Annotated in this window: 5 protein-coding genes; all 5 read left to right on the top strand. The window is 34.7% G+C overall.

The window, feature by feature from the left end; genetic code table 11:
• The first annotated feature begins 209 nt into the window (after window positions 1-209).
• The 5 genes from GR160_RS14000 to GR160_RS13980 all read left to right on the top strand — a co-directional run bounded on the left by GR160_RS14000 (window position 210) and on the right by GR160_RS13980 (window position 19,671).
• The gene (locus tag GR160_RS14000) at window positions 210-1,709 is read left to right on the top strand and encodes a T9SS type A sorting domain-containing protein (protein ID WP_160750512.1); all 1,500 of its coding nucleotides are present in this window, start codon (window positions 210-212) and stop codon (window positions 1,707-1,709) included.
• A gap of 565 nt (window positions 1,710-2,274) precedes the next feature.
• Window positions 2,275-4,152 (top strand): hypothetical protein, encoded by a 1,878-nt coding sequence (locus GR160_RS13995; protein WP_160750511.1) that lies wholly within the window; start codon window positions 2,275-2,277, stop codon window positions 4,150-4,152.
• 32 nt (window positions 4,153-4,184) lie between these two features.
• Complete coding sequence (locus GR160_RS13990) at window positions 4,185-17,057, top strand: SpvB/TcaC N-terminal domain-containing protein (RefSeq protein ID WP_160750510.1); 12,873 nt, start codon at window positions 4,185-4,187, stop codon at window positions 17,055-17,057.
• Window positions 17,057-18,088, top strand: a complete 1,032-nt coding sequence (locus GR160_RS13985; RefSeq protein ID WP_160750509.1) for a hypothetical protein — start codon at window positions 17,057-17,059, stop codon at window positions 18,086-18,088. The genes GR160_RS13990 and GR160_RS13985 overlap by 1 nt, the downstream gene beginning before the upstream one ends.
• 1,007 nt (window positions 18,089-19,095) lie before the next feature.
• On the top strand, window positions 19,096-19,671 hold the full coding sequence (locus GR160_RS13980; protein WP_160750508.1) for an RNA polymerase sigma factor: 576 nt from the start codon (window positions 19,096-19,098) through the stop codon (window positions 19,669-19,671).
• The last annotated feature ends 44 nt before the right edge of the window (window positions 19,672-19,715 follow it).

Genomic DNA, 19,715 nt, shown 5'->3' with positions numbered 1-19,715 from the left:
AAAAAAATATATTTTTAACAACCTTATTTTTAATCTTTGCTTGTGCTCACGCTTTCGCCCAATGTCCTCCCGGAAATGTTACTTTAACTACCCAGGCAGAAGTAAATCAGTTTTTGGTTAATTATCCTAATTGTACCTCAGTATCCGGACATTTACAAATAGGACCGGCTACTCAATTTACCCCGAGTAATATAATTGATCTCTCACCTTTGGAAAATATTACTAATGTTAGTGGTAACTTATACATACAAAACAACGGTAGTTTACAAAATATCAACGGTTTACAAATTGAAACAGTAGGTGGGTGGCTATTTATAGGCGGAGATGATAATATAAATACAAATCTACAACTTACAAATCTAAATGGGCTAAGCAGTTTAGCAAGTGTTGCAGAAGATATTTATATAAGTTACAACTCTGTATTAACCGATATTTCTGCCTTGCAACACACAACATTTATGCCTCTTGATGGTTATGGCCTTACCATAATAAACAACCCGGCCCTTGCAGTTTGTAACCTGCCTAACTTTTGTACTTACCTTAGCAACCCGGCAGGCTCATTTCCCAGAAATATTTCGGGCAACCTGGCCGAATGTATAAATGAAGTAGCTGTTGCCGAGGCTTGTGGCATATCGCTATGCCCTCCCGGAAATGTTACCTTTACAACACAAACACAGGTAGACCAGTTTATTATTGATTACCCTAACTGCACACAGATTAACGGTTATGTTGCAATTGGAAATCAGGTTCAGAATCTCAATGGCTTAAGTAACATAACTGAGATAACTGTCTCTATAGATGCGGGCAATGCCACAGCTCTTGTAAACATAAACGGCTTAAGTAATTTAACAAATGTGGGACAGGATGTACAGTTTATTAATACTCCCTTAACTAATATTGATGGATTAAGCAGTTTAACAAACATTGTAGGCTCGGTGGTTTTTGCTAATAATATAGCCTTAACCAATGTTAACGGATTAAGTAGTCTAACTGGCATTGGTGGGTTTCTATCTATAGGCGATAATACTGCCTTAACCAATGTTAACGGATTAAGCAGTCTAACTGGCATTGGTGGGTTTCTATCTATAGGCGGTAATGCCGCATTAACCAATGTTGATGGATTAAGCAGTTTAACGAGTCTTGGTAGCTATCTATTTTTTGAAAACAATGCAGCCCTAACTAACCTGGATGGATTATCTAACCTGGAGAGTATAACCCATGATATTTATATTGTAGACAATATCGCACTGTCAGATATTTCAGCTTTACAAAATACTACATTTGGGCCTTATGACGGATATGGGCTAACCATAACAGGCAATACGGCTCTTGCAGTTTGTAACCTGCCTAATTTTTGTACTTATCTTGCCAACTCTTCCGATACACACCCGAGGATTATTGCGGGCAACCTGGCTGAGTGTATAAATGAAGAGGCTGTAGCTGCGGCATGTGATGCTATGGGTGTTGATGATTTTAACAATATTGAAGTAACTGCATATCCTAACCCTGTACAGAGTGTATTAACGCTTTCATCTAGTAACGAAATATCTAATATTACGATTGTTAACATGCTGGGACAAAAAGTACTAAGTGCTAATGTTCGATCAACTGAGGCGCAAATGGATCTAAGGGCCCTACCCGCAGGTAGTTATTTTGTAAAAGTATCAGCAGGACAAGCTGTAAAAACAATCAGGATTTTAAAACAGTAATTAACTAAAGTTGTAGTTTTTTTGACTAATCCTAAAATAGCAATATAGGATTAATGATGGTGAAAATTAATTTTTTTGACAGAAGTAGCTTTCGGGTTGCTTCTGTTTTTTTATATGTTTTCATTTTGATATTGTTCTGTAAGAGCATTTGATTTGGCATCCGGATATAAGTAAATGAAAAATTAAATAATAGCGAACATTTAATTAGTTTTGATTCATATAAGTTCAAAACTAATTTAAGGGTGTTTACATCAGATATAATAAGATAGGTGAGATAACTTATCATTAAGTTCTTTTACTATTAATTATCTACATTTATTAATCCATTAATCGGTAAATATTTATTAAAATTATCCAACTTTTTAAACATCAAAATTTCATTTGTAGGTGTTTTTATTAATTCTTTAAATATTATTAATGAACCTTTTTTGTTATTTTGAATCCTAAATATAATTTGAGTATTTATATTTAGTGTTGAATTTAATTTAAAACATTATGTTAATTTAACATAATTTTTGTTTTTGAATTGTATTTTAATATATATTTGTTTCATAAACACCACGTTATGAAATATTTTTATGTTCTTCTTCTATTTGTTGTTCTATGTAGCGTAAATGCCCAATCGCCGGGCGGTATTGACGGATATTCAATCTGGTTAAAAGCTACTGATTTGGTTGCTCAAGAAAAAAGTATTGAAAATAACTTTGATAATATTGATAAACAGTATTTTAACTTTAATAAAATACTCAGTCATAATGATTTAAAAAAAACAAATTATAAAAATATTGTTGAAGATAAATATTCTTTTTTTTGTGTTTTTAAATCTGAAATTGATCAGGAGGAAATTGCTTTTACAATAACTAAAGGTAAAAGCGAAACTTTTATAAGTAATAAGCAACTTAAAAATGAGGAAGAAATAGCTTATAAAAAAGTTGACGCTAAAAATGGCATAATTATCAGTTATATCTCTGCTCTCAATAAAAAGGGTAAAAAAAATAATCACATTACTATTGATGACCTCTACATTGATGATAAGTTAGGCCAGCGTCAGCTTTTGGAAGTAATTTATTATCCAAGACTTCTAAATGCTAATGAACGACAAAGTATCGAAACGTATTTGTCTTTAAAATATGGTATTTCGGTATTAGGAGAATTTAATTATTTAAGTACAGCGAAAGATACAATCTGGAATTATAAAAAAAATAAAATATTTAGCAACCGTGTTACCGGTATTGGGCGCGATAATGATATGAGCCTGTATCAGAAACAATCCGGGAATGCAGAAAAAGATGGACTTTACATCGGATTTGGAACTATTGACACTACAAATGCTAAAAACAAATATGATGTTAGAAATCAGTTGTTTTATGTTTGGGGTGATAATTTGGGCGACATTAATTTTAAAAAGAATAAAAATAGCGATGATATAAAAATTATTAAACGCCTTTGGAAGATGCAATGCACTAACCAAAATATATTTGATACTATTTCAACCCAAGTGCGTATAGGCAAAAAAGAATTAGGGTTAACCCAAGAGAGTGATACCGAAAGTTTTTGGCTTGCTATTAATGATATTAATGGCAGAACATTCGATTATACAGCTGCGCGTTATATCAAACAAACATTTGAAGACAACGATTATATTTATTTTGATAAAGTTTATTGGGATAAGGATAATAGCGGTTCTGATATTTTTACCTTTATTAAAGGACCGGATTTCTTTTTTAATAATGAGAATGTTGCTGATTGTAGCAAAACATCTTCAGGTAGTATTAAATTATCTGTAGCTGGTGGAGAGTCTCCTTATCAGATTACTCTTAAGTCTAAAAATACAAACAAAGAGCAAATAATTAAAGACGGTAGTTTTGAATTTTCGGGATTGGAATATGGTAAGTATATACTTACGGTTACTGATGCAAAAAAAAATACCAAAACTACAAACATAGATTTAGAGCCTTTTACTGATAAAGATATCTCAATTGCTCCTATATGGTATATGGGTAATGATAAAGAAACATTAGTTACTGCCTCCATAAGTAATAATGATTTTTCTTATCAATGGCTATCTCATGATCAAATTGTTTCAACATCAGAAATTTTTACGGCTACTCAGCCTGGTGAATATTATCTGAAAGTAGTGAATGCTAACGGTTGTGAAAAAAAAATGCCGTTTACAGTTGTGAAAACTGCTTTAAATTCGGGTTGGACAGTTTATTCCAACCCATCTAAAAATTCACTACCCTTTAATGTAGACTTCAAACTCAGTAAAGAATCTTCTGTAGTCCTTAAGATAAACTCTATGGAAGGCAAGTCTTACTTAGTTAAAGACTTGGGAAGAATTAAGGATTATACGTATACCGAGAGTTTATCAACAGCGGGTATTTACTTAATTACTGCGGTAATAGATGGTAAAGAAGAATCTGTAAAATTAATCATCGAATAAAACAATAACCAAACTAAATCACCACTTTATTTATGAGCCACAATAAAACCTACGCAAATAAAAAACGCGTTGTAGGCGTTTTACACCATATTGTTTTGTTTGCTATGCTTCACAGTACATTTGTTGCACCTGCGCAGGGCATCATTTATGCATATATTCATAAAAAGGAAAAAAATATTCATAAAGGTTCATATTACAAATGGGAAGAATCTGAAGAAATAAATAGTAACATTCTGCAAAACTCATTAAGCAGTAAAACATTATCTAATTCTGTTCAAAAAGTTAATACAGGTCATAAGAAAGTTAGTGGGGGCAATGTAAATTCCCGTATGGTTTTCAGTGCTGATATAAAAGAGGGTGTAATTGGCATGTCTAAAGAAAACCCGGTTGACAGCCCTCAGGATAATCTTTTTAAAATACAAATAGATCAGTTACCGGAAGCCAATACAAAAGTGTATCTGAGCTATAAACTTTATGGACTTACCGATCATCTTTCGGTTGCCCGCAGTATTAACGAAAGGCAGTCGTTAGGGGGGCATATTATAAAAAAGCAACTTGGTTGGTCCCAGCAAAAAGAGGAGATAGACGGTAAGTGGTTAAAAGAGGGCGAGAATAGTATATTGTTTACAATTCCTAAACAAGCCGGATATTATTATAAAATAAAGGATTTAACTATAGAAATAGAAAAGACTAACGAAATACAACAGCAGTTAGTTTTACCGGGCAATGTTACTACACTTGTCAAAGACAATAAATTATATATAAAAGGATTTTTAAGGAGTAATGATAAAAGTGCCAAAGTATATGCAGGCAGTGAAGAACTTAAAATTACAAATGCCGAATTTGAAGGATTTATAAGTATTACTGAAGAAATAAAAAAGAACAAATTTATACCTGTTAAAGCAGTAAGCACGCAAGGTTTTTTAGGGCAGGAGCTTTTGTTTATTGACAATATTTTGGAGGCAGATCAAAAGTTTGCCATAGATGAAAAGGATTTTACTAAAACTATAGAATGTAAATCTTTTACTTCTAATGAATTAAGTTTAGAAGGAGCATCTTTAACAATCAATGACAGCGCATTAAATACAGATAAAATACTTTCTGTAACTAAACTGCGCCATATAGATATTGCACCATTAGGTTCGGGCGTAATAAATGTGACCAAAGGCGCGAGTGCTTATAGATTTCTTCCGGATGGCATTCGCTTTAATAAGGCTGTAAATATAAGTATAAGTTATGATGCAAAACTTTTACCAACAGGTTACTCTCCAAAAGACATTAAAACTTATTATTTTGATACAAGTTCTAAAAGCTGGAGAGCTATAGAAGTAGACAGTGTAGATGCGAAAAAGCAAGTAATATTTTCTAAAACAACTCATTTTACTGATTATATTAATGGAGTAATACAAGCACCTGATAGTCCGGAAACCAATGCCTTTATGCCCACAATGATGAGCGATGTTAAAGCTGCCGATCCATCGGCAGAGATTACACTTATTAGTCCGCCGGAGGCATCGCAAAAGGGAGATGCTAATGTGTCCTATCCAATAAAAATACCAGCAGGACGTCGTGGTATGCAGCCACAGATTGGGTTGCAATACAGTAATAATGGAGGCAATAGCTGGGTAGGCAATGGCTGGAGCCTAAATACTCCTGCCATTAGTATAGACACCCGATGGGGAACGCCAATATTTGACCCGGAAGAGGAGACAGAATTGTATAGTCTGAATGGAGAACAGTTAATGTATCCTAATGGTTATATGCCACACCGCCATCAGGATGTTACCGGTGGAGTGTACAGTACAGAACCGCAATACCGTTTTGATGAATTAACCGGTAATGCAAAAATATTTATACCCCGTAAACAGGGAAGTTTTGCAAAAATTGAGCGTTTGGGTGGTGCACCTGAAGAATATTACTGGAAAGTTACGGACACAGATGGAACCATAAGCTGGTATGGCGGAGACCGAAGCGGTCTTATGGACAATGCAGTTATAAAAGATGCACAGGGAAGGGTAGTGCATTGGGGGTTGTGCTCTGTACAGGATATATATGGCAATACAATGCGTTATTTATATGATAATACAGTGATACCTACACCAACAGGTGCAAACGCTAATCTTGAAAATGGGCAGGTATTTTATCTTGAAGAGATTTGGTATACTGGAGACCTGAGAGAATCAGGGCACTATAGTGTTAAGTTTATTAAAGATACTAATATAAGAAAGGATGCTACAGTATCGGGCAGGCTTGGTATTAAGCAGGTAGACCCCTACCTTCTAAAGTATATAGATGTAAGCTATAAAGAAGACCTTATACGCAGATATACTCTTAACCATGACCAGGAATTAAGCAGGCTTGGCAAAACAAGGCTGCTTAGTGTTACAGAAGCAAGCCCTAATGATGAAGACCATTATACACATACTTTTGAGTATTATGATGATCTTACAGAAAATGGTACTGTTACGTATTTTGATCCGGAAACGGAAGTAAGTATATGTGCCGAAGATGAGCCCTGTGTAGATAGTGATGGCGATGGTATTTGCGATATTGAAGATAATTGCCCCACGGTTGCAGGATTAATATTGTATCATGGTTGCCCAGAGGCACCGGGACAGTGCTATACTGTTACATTTCCTATACCGCAAACGTATAGATATAGTTATACAAGTAAAAGTTTGGAACATTACTTACCCACATCTGCTACGACAGAATGTATTTTTCATCCAACTGGAGTATATAGTGTAACGTTTGGTACTTCAGGCAACATGGTAACGAACACAGCTGGTATTAGTTTAACACATGCTGTAAGTGGTCCTAATAATACTGTGGTAATGCAAAACTTATGTCCTGCTACTGTTCCAATAGACAGTTATTCATTTGCTGTGCAATCTCCTTTATTCGGTAATAAGGCAACCAGTGTTTTTAACAATATATTTGCAGGGAAGGATATAACAGTACAGACAATTACTAATCAATCTTACTTGTATCATGGACTTACGGATGTATCTTATGCTCCACCGGGTACAAGTTCAACCACTAATTGGTACGAAAGAGATTTCTTTTCGATAGTATTTTACGCCTCAAGACCTGACTATAGTCTTAACACTTACATTTCAGAGACTGATGCAGACCCTGGTACTTATGTAGTTGATATTCCGGCATGGGCATCTGATTATGCTGATGAAAATTTAAATGTGAGCAACAGTAGCCAGCCCCTCCAGTTATCTGTTTCCATAAACGGCCAGCGATTAGGGAACTATGCTGCGAGATATTATTTAACAGCAGGTCAAAATTCAGCATTTGTAACTGCACTTCAAAATGCATATCCCGGAGCTCAGGTATCTGTAGCGGGCAATAATGTTACCATTACAATACCTAATGCCCAAACAATAATGAGTACCATAGCCGTAAGTGGGCAAACATATCCATTTGTGCATTGTGCCTCGCCATCATCGTCATTACCAAGATTTTCAAACAATTCATTGTCATATAATTATTTTTCAACCGTTGGTAATGATTTTACTATTGGGCTAACAAGTTCTTCCTCTTCAGGAAATCCTGATTGTCCTACATTCAGAAACCAGGATTTTTTAATTCAGGGTACTATACCATCTTACCAAAGTGCCGGGGCAGCGTTGGGGAGTGCAAAATCTACCTCATATAATGCCGGGGCACGGGTAGGTATTGGTATAGGGTGGAATACATTTTCTAACATGACTACTTTTGGTTTAGGGATGGATTTTGGATGGGATAAATCAGAATCGTTAACACAGCTTATAGATCTTGATGGCGATGGCCTTGAAGATATTGTGTGGAGCAATGGCAGCACTATATTTTATAAAAAGCATGCTATTAACGTAACCTACGATCAAGACAACAGGGTACAGGTAAACCACTCTTTTGGTTCGGTACATACTATACAGGGTATGGATAAATTTTACCGACAGGAAGGCACATCGCGCAGTACAAATTTCAGTATATCGGCAGGGTTGTTTGGAGTGAGTGCTTTTGCAGGCTTAAACACTGCGCGTTCAAACTCGGAGGCTGATATATTTTTTACCGACGGCAATGGCGACGGCCTGCCCGATATAGTGCGCTATGGCAGGGTGTATTTTAACAGGCTTGATGCTAATGGCATACCTTTTTTTGAAGCAGACAGTAAACTAACCGAAAATATGGTAATTACTGCAGCACCAAAAGAAATTGAGATTGTTGACGAGGAAGAAATAGAATATCCAAAGCAGGATGTGGTAAAAGTTTGGGAAGCCCCGGCTGATGGTAATATTAAAATTATTAATGATATTGAACTTACTGATACCAATAAGGAATCGATGGTAACGGTGGAGATGAAAAATGATGATTCACCGGCATGCTATTATACCAGTTTTTTTGCTCCAACGACTACAATTAATATTACTGGTTATCTTATGATGGGTGGAAGAACTTTTTTTGCGCCAGGATTATATATTAATTCTCAAAATCCAGTCTATCCCAATATATCAGGTCAATGTACATTTTTCTCAAATAGGTTTAAACACCTTATTTTGAATAATACCATATACGACTCTAGTATTATGAACGCTTCTCCGAATAAATTATTTATAATACATGGAAATGAATTTGTCGGGGCATTAAATCAATGCCCAAGTGATCTAACAGTACTGCCACCTTTCTATACCTACGATTATTCAAATTACTATGACGACTCTTTGTTTGATACATCAATGCGAAGTTTAAACTCTTCTGTAAATATACCAGCATGGATATCAACTATTTTAAACACTTCAAATATACCTTATTCGGGTTTAAGTTATGAAAATAAAGCAGCAGCATTTTTAGCTCCTTATCCTGGGGCTTTTGATTTTGAAATGCAATTTACACAGAGATTGGACCAATTAATTTATTTTATTTCAACTGCAAACCTGACAGGTACTCTTAAAGGAGAATTTTCTTTTGATGGGACAAATTGGTCTGATAGCCCAGGTTTTGTGTTAGAGTCAGAGATGTCTGGCACATTGCTATCAACTGGTCTGGCTGGAGTATCAGTTAACTGCTACATTGATGGAATATTATTACCAGGTGGCCCTTTTAACTTGATCAATAATTTTGGTGCATTTCAACAAGCATTGCAATTAAATTACCCCACTGTACAAGTACTTCAGCCAATAGGTAATCAGGAATATAGGTTGAAAATATTAAGTAATGATGTTCTAAATACAATAAGTTTTGTATCTGTAAGTAATCCTAATCAATCCGCTACTTATAATTTCACTATTTCACAAAATTGTGAATCTCTCTTTCCCAGAGAAATTAATTATGAATATGTAAATCCATTTCAGAATGCCAAAGTTACAAAAGAGTCAGAGATATTAGCTTTAAAAAGGTGGGAAGCTTCAGATGAAATTATGAATACTTCTTTTATTTCATCCCCATTAGAAATGGTATTTGATTTTAACAACAACAACAACAACAACAACAACAACAACAAAAATTACCGATCACTTAAAAGTCTTTATATTTTTAAAAAATATGAAGACCATTCGACTTGGTATGACAATAAGAATGAAATTATCAATGACCAGAAACAAATTGAACAACTAAATGAAATGTTACCTCTTGATATTGAAGTTCAATACAATGCTTATCAAAAAGGGCTTAAGGAATTAGAAAGGAAAATAAGGCTCCAAAACAAAGAAAAAGCTATAAAAGAACTACAACAAATAGAACATGAACAAGCACAACAACGAACCGCCAATCCTGAACCGTCAACTCCTACAACCTGCCCACAGCCCGGCGAGCTTTGTCAGTTGTTTGGTGCACAGTTAAATGCAGGCAATGCCAGCGTTAACAACACCATAACAAATTATAGTACTTCATGCAATCCTCACCAGTCTTCTTTATATGTAAAAAAAGGTGACAAAATATACTTTAGGGTGCATAGCATAGACAATGGCAATCCTGCTGTAAACTGGAACCCAAGAGTGGAATATACTAATGCAGCCATTGTTAATGAGACTGACGAGAATGGTTTAGATTTATATAAAACCTCCTATTCTGATGGGTTTATATTGGCAGACAGTAGTGGAGAGGTGGTATTTCCGGGTACCGGAACAGCATCTATTTCATGGCCCGATATACAGCTAAGCCACAATCCAAGCGACGAAATTACCTACGAAATATTTAAAAGAGTGTACCAAAGTTCGGATAACGATTCTAATAGTCATCAGGCATATACGGAGACACCAATATTCAGGAAAGTGTGCCCTGCTAACCAAAATGTACTGGTAACCGAAGGCTCTAACCAAATTTCGGGGATTGACCTTGGCCAAATAGAGGCTACGGCAAACAGTACGGGCGGATATACTACATTTTATTTTAAGGTAAGTGCCACTTCTAATGTTAACTGGAAAGAATGTGAATGGAAGCCTGTAATGGTTTGTAATACAGATCAGAACATTATTGCAGAAAATGGAAATACTATTGAAGGAAGTGTAGAAACTAACGAAAATAAATATCCTATACCTGATTATTCTATATATAAAATGTATGCGTGTTCGCAACCTTATAGCAGGTACACACCACTCATGACGGGCAGTTGCAATATACAGCCTTATTTGAGCAATATATTTTCCGGTACAGATAATGGCAGCCTGTATTTTGTAGTTAAGAAAAACGGGGACCTTGTTGGCAAAAAGCAAATTACTGTTACTAACGGCTCAGTATCTTATGGTACCGGAGATATAACTACTAATATTACAGCAGGTAATAAAATAGAAATAGGATACTATATTGATGATACTGCACTAAATATAGGTCAAGAGTCGTTATTGGGCAAAATAGCCCAGGCAACAGCAAAGGTTGCTACTGTAACTTTTACGTCCAATAACCAGGTTTACGATCTTTATAAACAAAATGTAAACCTGTACCACAAGGTAGCACCCCAGTTTGGACCAATGTATCGCCAGTGGGGTCAGTTTATGTATGTTCCCGAAAATGTTACTGGCCCTACAACACCATTGTCAGGTGGACTTCAGGGAAGTTTAATTAAAGAAGAAGCCCTTGAAATAACCCAGCAAAGGGGTGAACGCATAAACGAGGCTGTAAACGAAATTAACGATATGAACCTTGATCAGGCAGACCTTGACAATCCTTCTAATACGGTTGAACAGGACTTACTTGATTTTCAAAATGAATATTCGGATGTAATTAATGTACCGTTTATTACTGCAAGGCCACAGCGCGATTATGTAAACGGTGGGGTGGTAGAACGTTGGGTGGGTAGCCATTTTGAAAGCTATGCTTCGGCATCTTCATACAGGGCAGAATTGCTTAACAGGGTTTTTGATGGAATTGAAGAACCTGAAACAGAAATTACACAGGATGTTTTACAAACAGGGGCTTATGCTATATCAAGATTTTCAAGAGGTCAAAGCAAAAATATCTCTGCAGGTGGAGGTTTTGGACAGGTAAACGTATCAGGCTCTAAATCTCTTGATGGAGAAAGTATCTCTATTACTGATTATGTGGATCTAAACGGAGACCGTTATCCCGATCTTATTTCTCACAGTAATGTACAGTTTACAAGAAGAACGGGTGGTTTATATAATACAAGCCAGATAACAAGCCCGTTTGAGGGTAATATAGGCGAAACAGGCAGCAGCAGTTGGGGTATATCGGCCAGTGGCAGTTTTTACATGGGTAAGAAAAACGGTGGTTCTGAAGGGGCAGACCAGCAAAGTTCTACTGCTCCTGTGGGTACTCCAGCCGAAACAGCAGGGACAAATATAAAGAAAGCTAAATTTAATTTATTTAATGGCGGCGTTAGTGCGGGTATTTCAGGAGAATTTAGCAGTGGCCGTGATGAAGGTACAAAATTGTGGGCTGATATAAATGGTGATGGTCTTGCCGACAGGCTGGAAAAATCAGGTAATAATATCTTTGTTAAAATGAGTTATGGTAATAATAACCAGTTTAATACAAATGAATATGATCAGCCTAATCAGGAGTCATTATGGCAAGGTTTTGAAATTAATAAAGGAAGTTCTACTGCCTACGGAGCAGGTTTAGGATTAGGAACCAGTATTAATAATGCCAGTATACAGGGCGGTTATACTCTTGGAAAAAGCCTTAGTCACACAGAAAATACACTCATAGATATAAATTCTGATGGATTGCCGGATATTGTGACAAGCGATAATAACGGATTATATGTAAGGCTGAATGACGGTAATAGTTTTGAGCCACAGGTTACATGGTCTGATTTTAATCTCAAAAGGGCTAATAATACTACAACTTCATCTATAAATGTAGGATTTACATACTCTTATATTTTTCCGCTATATTTATTTTTTACAGTAATTCCTATTAAAATAGTTTCTGCATCTGCATCTGTTTCGAGAAGTACTTCTACCAGCAATACTCAAAAAACTATTTCAGATTTTGATGGAGATGGCTACCCCGATCTGTTAGAAGAGATCTCTCCGGGGCGCGTTAAAGTACACCCTTCAAGAATAAGAAGAACAGATATGCTCAAGGCAGTATACAACCCGCTTGGAGGCAGGTTTACAGTAAATTATGATGTTGTGCGTCCTACGTATGATAATCCCCATGCAAAATGGGTAATGACCGATGTTGTAGTAGAAGACGGATATGATATGGAGGGAGATGGTGTAGATGTTTATCGTAAAAAATACGAATACATAAACGCCCGCTACGATCGTAGGGAGAGAGAATTTTATGGTTTTGAAACTGTAAAAACTATTGACAGGCTTGAAGTAGATGGTCAACCAGGCGATGTTTACAGAACGAATATTAGTCTTTACCATAACGAAAGCTACTTTTTGAATGGTCTTCTTAAAGAGGCATATATGATGAAAGGCAGTGATGAAGATGCACTTTATTCTAAAACGTTAAATACCTATAAGCTTAGACCCTTAAACACAAGTACCGGATTGTTGGAAACGGGTTTTCTTCCTTCAAATTTTGATACAGGAGGGCAGGAAGGAAGAAAAGGTGCAGCAGTTGTACTTACCGCCACTGATACTTATTTATATGAATTTGACTCTACTAATCCTTTGTTTACACAATCTTTCATGGATTACGATTCGTATGGAAGGGTAATTAAATATATCAATTTCGGTGCCGAAATAACAGAAGATGATTATAGTACCCAAATTACGTATCATGATGAACCGGGATTAAATGAAAACCATATTATCAATGTGCCTAAAAGTATTGTGGTAACGCCACTCAATTCGTCTGCCATATTAAGAAAAAGGACTACTACGGTAGATACATATACAGGTGATGTTCTTAGTATAAATGTTTACATGGGAGCCGGCCAAGATGAATTAATAACTACAATGGAATATGATTCTTATGGTAACCTCAAAAAAGTAACTTATCCTGCTAATTTATCAGGTCAAAGCATGTATTACGATTACAAATATGATGATGTTGAACATAAATATATTAAAGCAATAGCAGATGCGTATGGACAAAGCTCTATAAGTGAATATGATTACAGATTTGACAAAATACTATCAACTAAAGACATGGCTTCTAATATCTCTCAGTATGAATATGACAGCTTTGGAAGGTTAAGATATATTATAGGTCCCAAAGAGTCAGAGCTGGCGATACCTTATACTATTAAGTTTGAGTATTATCCTACTTTAAATGAGGTATACAATTTAGCATGTTTTGATAGTATTTATCATGATAGATTTATGCCACTTGCCATAACTAAACATTATGACCCGGACCATCCCGGAAACGATATAGAAACCATAACATTTTCTGATGGGCTTGCCAGACCTGTACAGGTTAAAAAAGATATTGAAATGAATGCCGGATTGCCTGAAAAACCTGATATGCAGGAGCGAATGTCTGTGTCTGGTATAGTATTCTATGACGAGTTTGGTCGTGCTTCAGAGCAGCGCAACCCATGGTATGAAGAAAAAAATTGCGAAGTTAATATACTGTTTAATGAATATCAAACGCAACATTTTTCAAAAACACAATATGATGTGGCAGACAGGCCAACTTCAAGTATGGATCAGGAGGGTAATATTTCTGAAAATATATACACAATACAAAATGATTTTTATGGTAATCTGGCTGCTTCGGTTCGATCTGTTGTAGAACAAAATAATAATAATAAAATAATTACAGAAGTTTTTAAAGATATTACAGGTAAAGTTACTTCTACAAAAAATATATTGGAGAGCAGTACCGGTACTACCAATATTTGGACAAGATTTACTTATACTACTATTGGCGAGATAAAAACCTATACAGATAATGAAGGCTTGGTTACTAAGTATATTTATGATCTTGCTGGTCGTAAAAAAGGTATAGACCATCCGGATAATGGTAGAACAACTTACTATTATGATCTTGCAAGCAACCTTGTCAAGCTGCAAACGGCAAACCTTGCGGCAAATTTAAATCTTTTGCCCGAAGACAGGTTTATCAAATACGAATACGATTTTAACCGTCTTAAAAAAATTAAATATCCTCCTGTTAACGGAAACGATAACATAGCCAATGTTGTCTATGAATATGGTGTGCCCGGTTCAGGAAATACTACCGGCAGGCTCATCTATCAAAAAGATGCCACCGGAGAGCAGCATTTTGAATATGGAAACATGGGCGAAATGATATATAATAAGCGTACAATTGTAGGTCCTAACATACCTACGCGTACTTTTGAAACTATGTTTGAATATGACAGTTGGAACAGGGTTAAAATGATTATATATCCTGATAGAGAAAAGGTGCGTTACAGTTATGACCTTGGAGGAAATTTAAACACTATAGAAGGAACAAGAAACAGCGATAACTACCTGTATGTGCAGCGCATGGAATATGATTATTATGAGCAGCGAACCTATCTGCTTTATGGTAATGGCACAGACACGTATTATGAATATACTCCCGAAATGCGCAGACTTAAAAACCTTAATGTATTAACAGCCACTGGCGAAAGTATTATTAAAAATCAGTACAGTTATGATAGAGTAGGTAATATAACATGGCAATACAATTCTGCGAGTCCTACTACTTATAATAATATGGGAGGCGATTTTGAAAATATATATACTTACGACAACCTAAACAGGCTTATACATGCCGAAGGGCATTTTTCTGGAGATATTTCTCAACATGAAAATAATAATGATTTCAACTCTACTTATGAGGTAGGGATGGAGTATAATACTACCCATGGTATAGAAGTTAAAAATCAGGAGCATCATAAAAACGGAGGCAGCATTGTTAATCAAAATACTTATAAAAATGCCTATAAATATATAGAAAATAGCCACAAAGTACTTTCAATTGAAAACGGAGGTACTGTTACAGACGAATTCAAGTATGATGCAAATGGTAACATGGTAACCCATTATAATTTACAGCAACCGCGCAGTTTATATTGGGACGAAAGCAACCGCCTGCGTGTGGTGGCCGGTAACGATATGCAGCATTACATTTATGATGCAGGGGGGGAGCGGGTGCTAAAAGCATCGGCAGCTTCGGCAGCATTGTATGAAAATGGCTCTTTGGTAAATAACACTGTTGCCTTTGATGCCTACACTACCTATCCAAGCGCATTTATTGTGGTAGACCCTCAGGGCAAATATTCTAAGCATTATTATGCAGGCAGCCAGCGCATAGTGAGTGCCATTGGCGAAATGACGGCCGATATATTTTTAGACGAACAGCAGCCTGTTGAGCCTAGAACTGCTAACCCTGCACCAAAGGAGGGTAATAGTTTTAATGCCGACCAGTTGCGCCAACTGCAAATTGCCGATCTTGCGGCTATGCTGGCTAAAGACAATAAAGGTGTGCCCGGCTTTAAAAAGTATAAACCCGAAAATGAGGACGCAGATGAACCCAACACTGCCACGGTAAAAGAAGATAATACTGCCCAAAGAGCCCCAGAGCCCGGCAATATTTATTTTTACCACCCCGACCATTTGGGGACCAGCACTTATTTAACAGATGCAAATGGCCAGCCCTACCAGTTTTTTATTAACTTGCCTTTTGGCGAGACCATGGCAGAGCAGCACAGCCTGACCGAAGATTATGAAACGCCATACAAGTTTAACGGTAAGGAGCTTGATGCCGAAACCGGCTTTTATTACTACGGCGCAAGGTACTACAACCCAAGGGTTAGTATTTGGTTGAGTACTGACCCGTTGATGGAGAAGTATCCGGGGGTTAATCCTTATGTGTATTGTAATCAGAATCCGATTAATTTGATTGACCCTGACGGGATGGAACCAACTCCTTTTCCAAAGGCATTATTGGGTTCTGTTGATTACTATAAATGGAGACATCGTGATTTTATAAAACAAAACCCTGGAAAGAAAGCACCTGATTATTATTTAAACTATGGTAATAAGTATATTCAACGTTTTACCAATGAAACAAACAATCAATTATCTAAACAGGGTAAACAATGGCTGAAAAATGCACGTAAGAATCTACAAGTTGCAATCGAAGATAAATTAAAAGTGGATCCGACCATTGAATTAAGAAACGGAGGAAAAGATTTTAAAGAGTTTGCTTTCGATTCTCATGTAGATGCTTATTGGAATGCAGGATTATATAAGCTGAATACAGTTGATTTAGTAGCAGTTGTCCTTACTCCAAATTTTAAAGATTTGACTAGTAAAGAAGGTTTGGAACAGGCAACTGAAATGATGGGAAAACTCAGTGAATATTGGCTAGACAATCCGGGCGAGGGACTTAAAAGAGGAGGAGAATTAATAATGAATAGAAAAAAAATCGAAGCTATGGTCAAAGCTAAAGCTTTAAGAGAAGGTATCGATCCTGACAAAGCAATCCCAATAATTGATAAAATTTTAGATAAAATACCAACAATAAAAACAAACTAATGAATAAATTTTTAATATTAAGTATGATCTTACTTTTATTAATTAGCTGTAGTGAGAAAAATAATTATATGTACAATTGTAAAGGTATACCTGCTATAAATCAATCTTTTACCTACATGTTTTTCAAAACAGAAAATGAAGGATATTTATTTGGAACATTAACAGATTATAAAGAATTAAATGAAGATGAATTAAATGATCCTAATATATTACCAAAATCAACATATGAAGCAAATATCTATAAGACTGTTGATGGTGGAAATAATTGGATGAAAATAGATTCAAATGCAAATTATCATTATTATGATATTTCAACTTATTATGATAACTCAATTTATATAGTGCAAAGTGATGTTAGAGAAGATTTTAATTTTTTTATTACTCAATTTAAAATAGAAGAAGAGATGAAAAATACTTTAATACAAGTAAAAAATATATCTTCAATTTGGTGTGATAATAATAAAATTTACTTTACAAATAATAGAGATATAATAAAATTATATTCATTTCAGCATAATCAAATAATAGATAGTATCAATGTTCGAGATTATATACTATCAGGATTAAATATCAGAGGTAAATCCTTTGCAATTTTTAGCAATAGTGAAAAAACATATTTTGGTAAAATTGATGATATTAAAACAGAAATAGAATTACCTATAGTTCCAAAAAATATAGTAAGGCAAGGTGATAGCAAGATTCTTATTGCGGGAAATGTTAAGACCAACCAGAATGAAATTTGTATAGTAAATTATGATATAGATACTAAACAACAAAAGATAGTGAAGAAGTTTAAAAATTATTCTATTATTCAAGATTTAAAATCAAATAATAAACTTATAATAGGATTTCTTGGTAATATAAAAGGAGCCTTTACTCAATATGATTTATTGTATAGTTTAGATAAAGGTAAAACATGGCATATCAAAGAAATAGACGAGTCGAATCATGTACGTCCAAGTTGTCTAATTGATAACATTGTTTATATATACAGCGGCGGTTCCAGAATGCAAAAGATAGTTTTAAAATAATTAATTATTTTTTTGCTGTTTTTGACTCTTAAAAAATAGCCTTCATAGTAGATAGATGTAAAGTTATAATTTAGTCAATGATAACAAAGATTTACCTTCTTTGAAAAATATAAACCATAGAATGAGGAGTCGCTTGTAATCAATTCTGTTTTATCAAAGACATTACGTTACCCAAATAGGCCATTAAACAAGCAATATAATTTTTTACTTCCTAATCTTTGGATATTAATAATGTTTAGATTGACAATTTTTCAAAATTTCACGTTTCAATTATCAGAGATCTATAATCCATTTAGACTAGTATATAATAGTCTAAATGGATTATGTGATTTCTTACACTACTGATATTATCCAGTTAATTTAGATTATTGACATGTCGAACTTAAGGTGAAAAACTTCAAAGATGAATCAGTAAAGAATATAAAAAAATGGTACAGATAGTAAACTTCTGCAACAAATATTGAATATGATATTATACATCAATCACATTGTATTCAATAATATGTAATGCGATCGATGTTTGTCAATTTCAAAATGAATAAAAATTATTTAGTTGTTTATCAGATTTTTATATCTCAATATCTCATCTGAATTTATCAATGTAAGATTGAATTTTCTCCTTAGCTTGTGCTGCAAATGTTTGGCTACAGTATTCGAAATCTAATTTTCCTTTTAACGAGAAAAGACAGGACTCAAAAAATATTAATATTTAAGGTGTCATTGATATTTCTAACCTTCTCGTAATCGATTACAAAAAAAACTAAAGCACCAATAGCCAAGTTCTTTAAATAAATTTTAAATTTATTGCGAAAACGTTTTAGAATGGAAAAAGTATTACTTCTTATCACTTTACTATTAACTGCACATGCACCTTTTTTGTATTTCCCAAAACAACCTGTCTGTAAAATACACCCAACTCAAATAAAACATGGTTTTCTTCTATAACCATAATTTTAAAGACAGATAGTATCTAAAAGTTGATATACAACGCTTCAAAATGTAATTAAATGGCATTCGTAGACAGATTTACCGATATAGAGTTGATTGAACAAATCAAAAATGATGACGAGGGAGCATTTACAGTTATCTATAAAAAAAATTGGGAAATTATGTATTTGGCGGCTTATAATCTTGTAAAAGATAAGTCGGTTAGTGAAGATATTGTGCAGGAAGTTTTTGTTTCATTATGGCAAAGGAGAGCAAAATTAGAGATAAAAGTTTCAATAAAAAGTTATTTATACACCAGTACAATTTATAAGGTGTATGACCATTTAAAGAAAAATAAAAAGTTGCTTAAGCAGGAATTATTTGATAATAATATTGAAGCTGCTAATCCTGAAACTAAATTAATGCATGAGGAGTTAATTCATTATTTAGATACTGTTGTTGATTCTTTGCCTGCTAAATGCAAAGAAGTTTATAAACTCAGCAGGGAGAATATGTTATCTAATAAAGAGATTGCAGATCATCTGGATATATCGCAACGCACTGTGGAGGGACATATTTCTAAAGCCCTGAAAATTTTAAAAGAATCGCTTGGAGCCGCTGCTGCTATTGAGTTTATCATATTTATTTACAGTTAAAATTTTTATATACATAAAAAAAAGTAAATAAAATTACAAATCAA

This window comes from Flavobacterium sp. Sd200 (assembly GCF_009826935.1).
Taxonomy (GTDB): Bacteria; Bacteroidota; Bacteroidia; order Flavobacteriales; family Flavobacteriaceae; genus Flavobacterium.
Note: the sequence above shows the minus strand (reverse complement) of the source record. Positions and strands in the feature narration are given on the sequence as shown.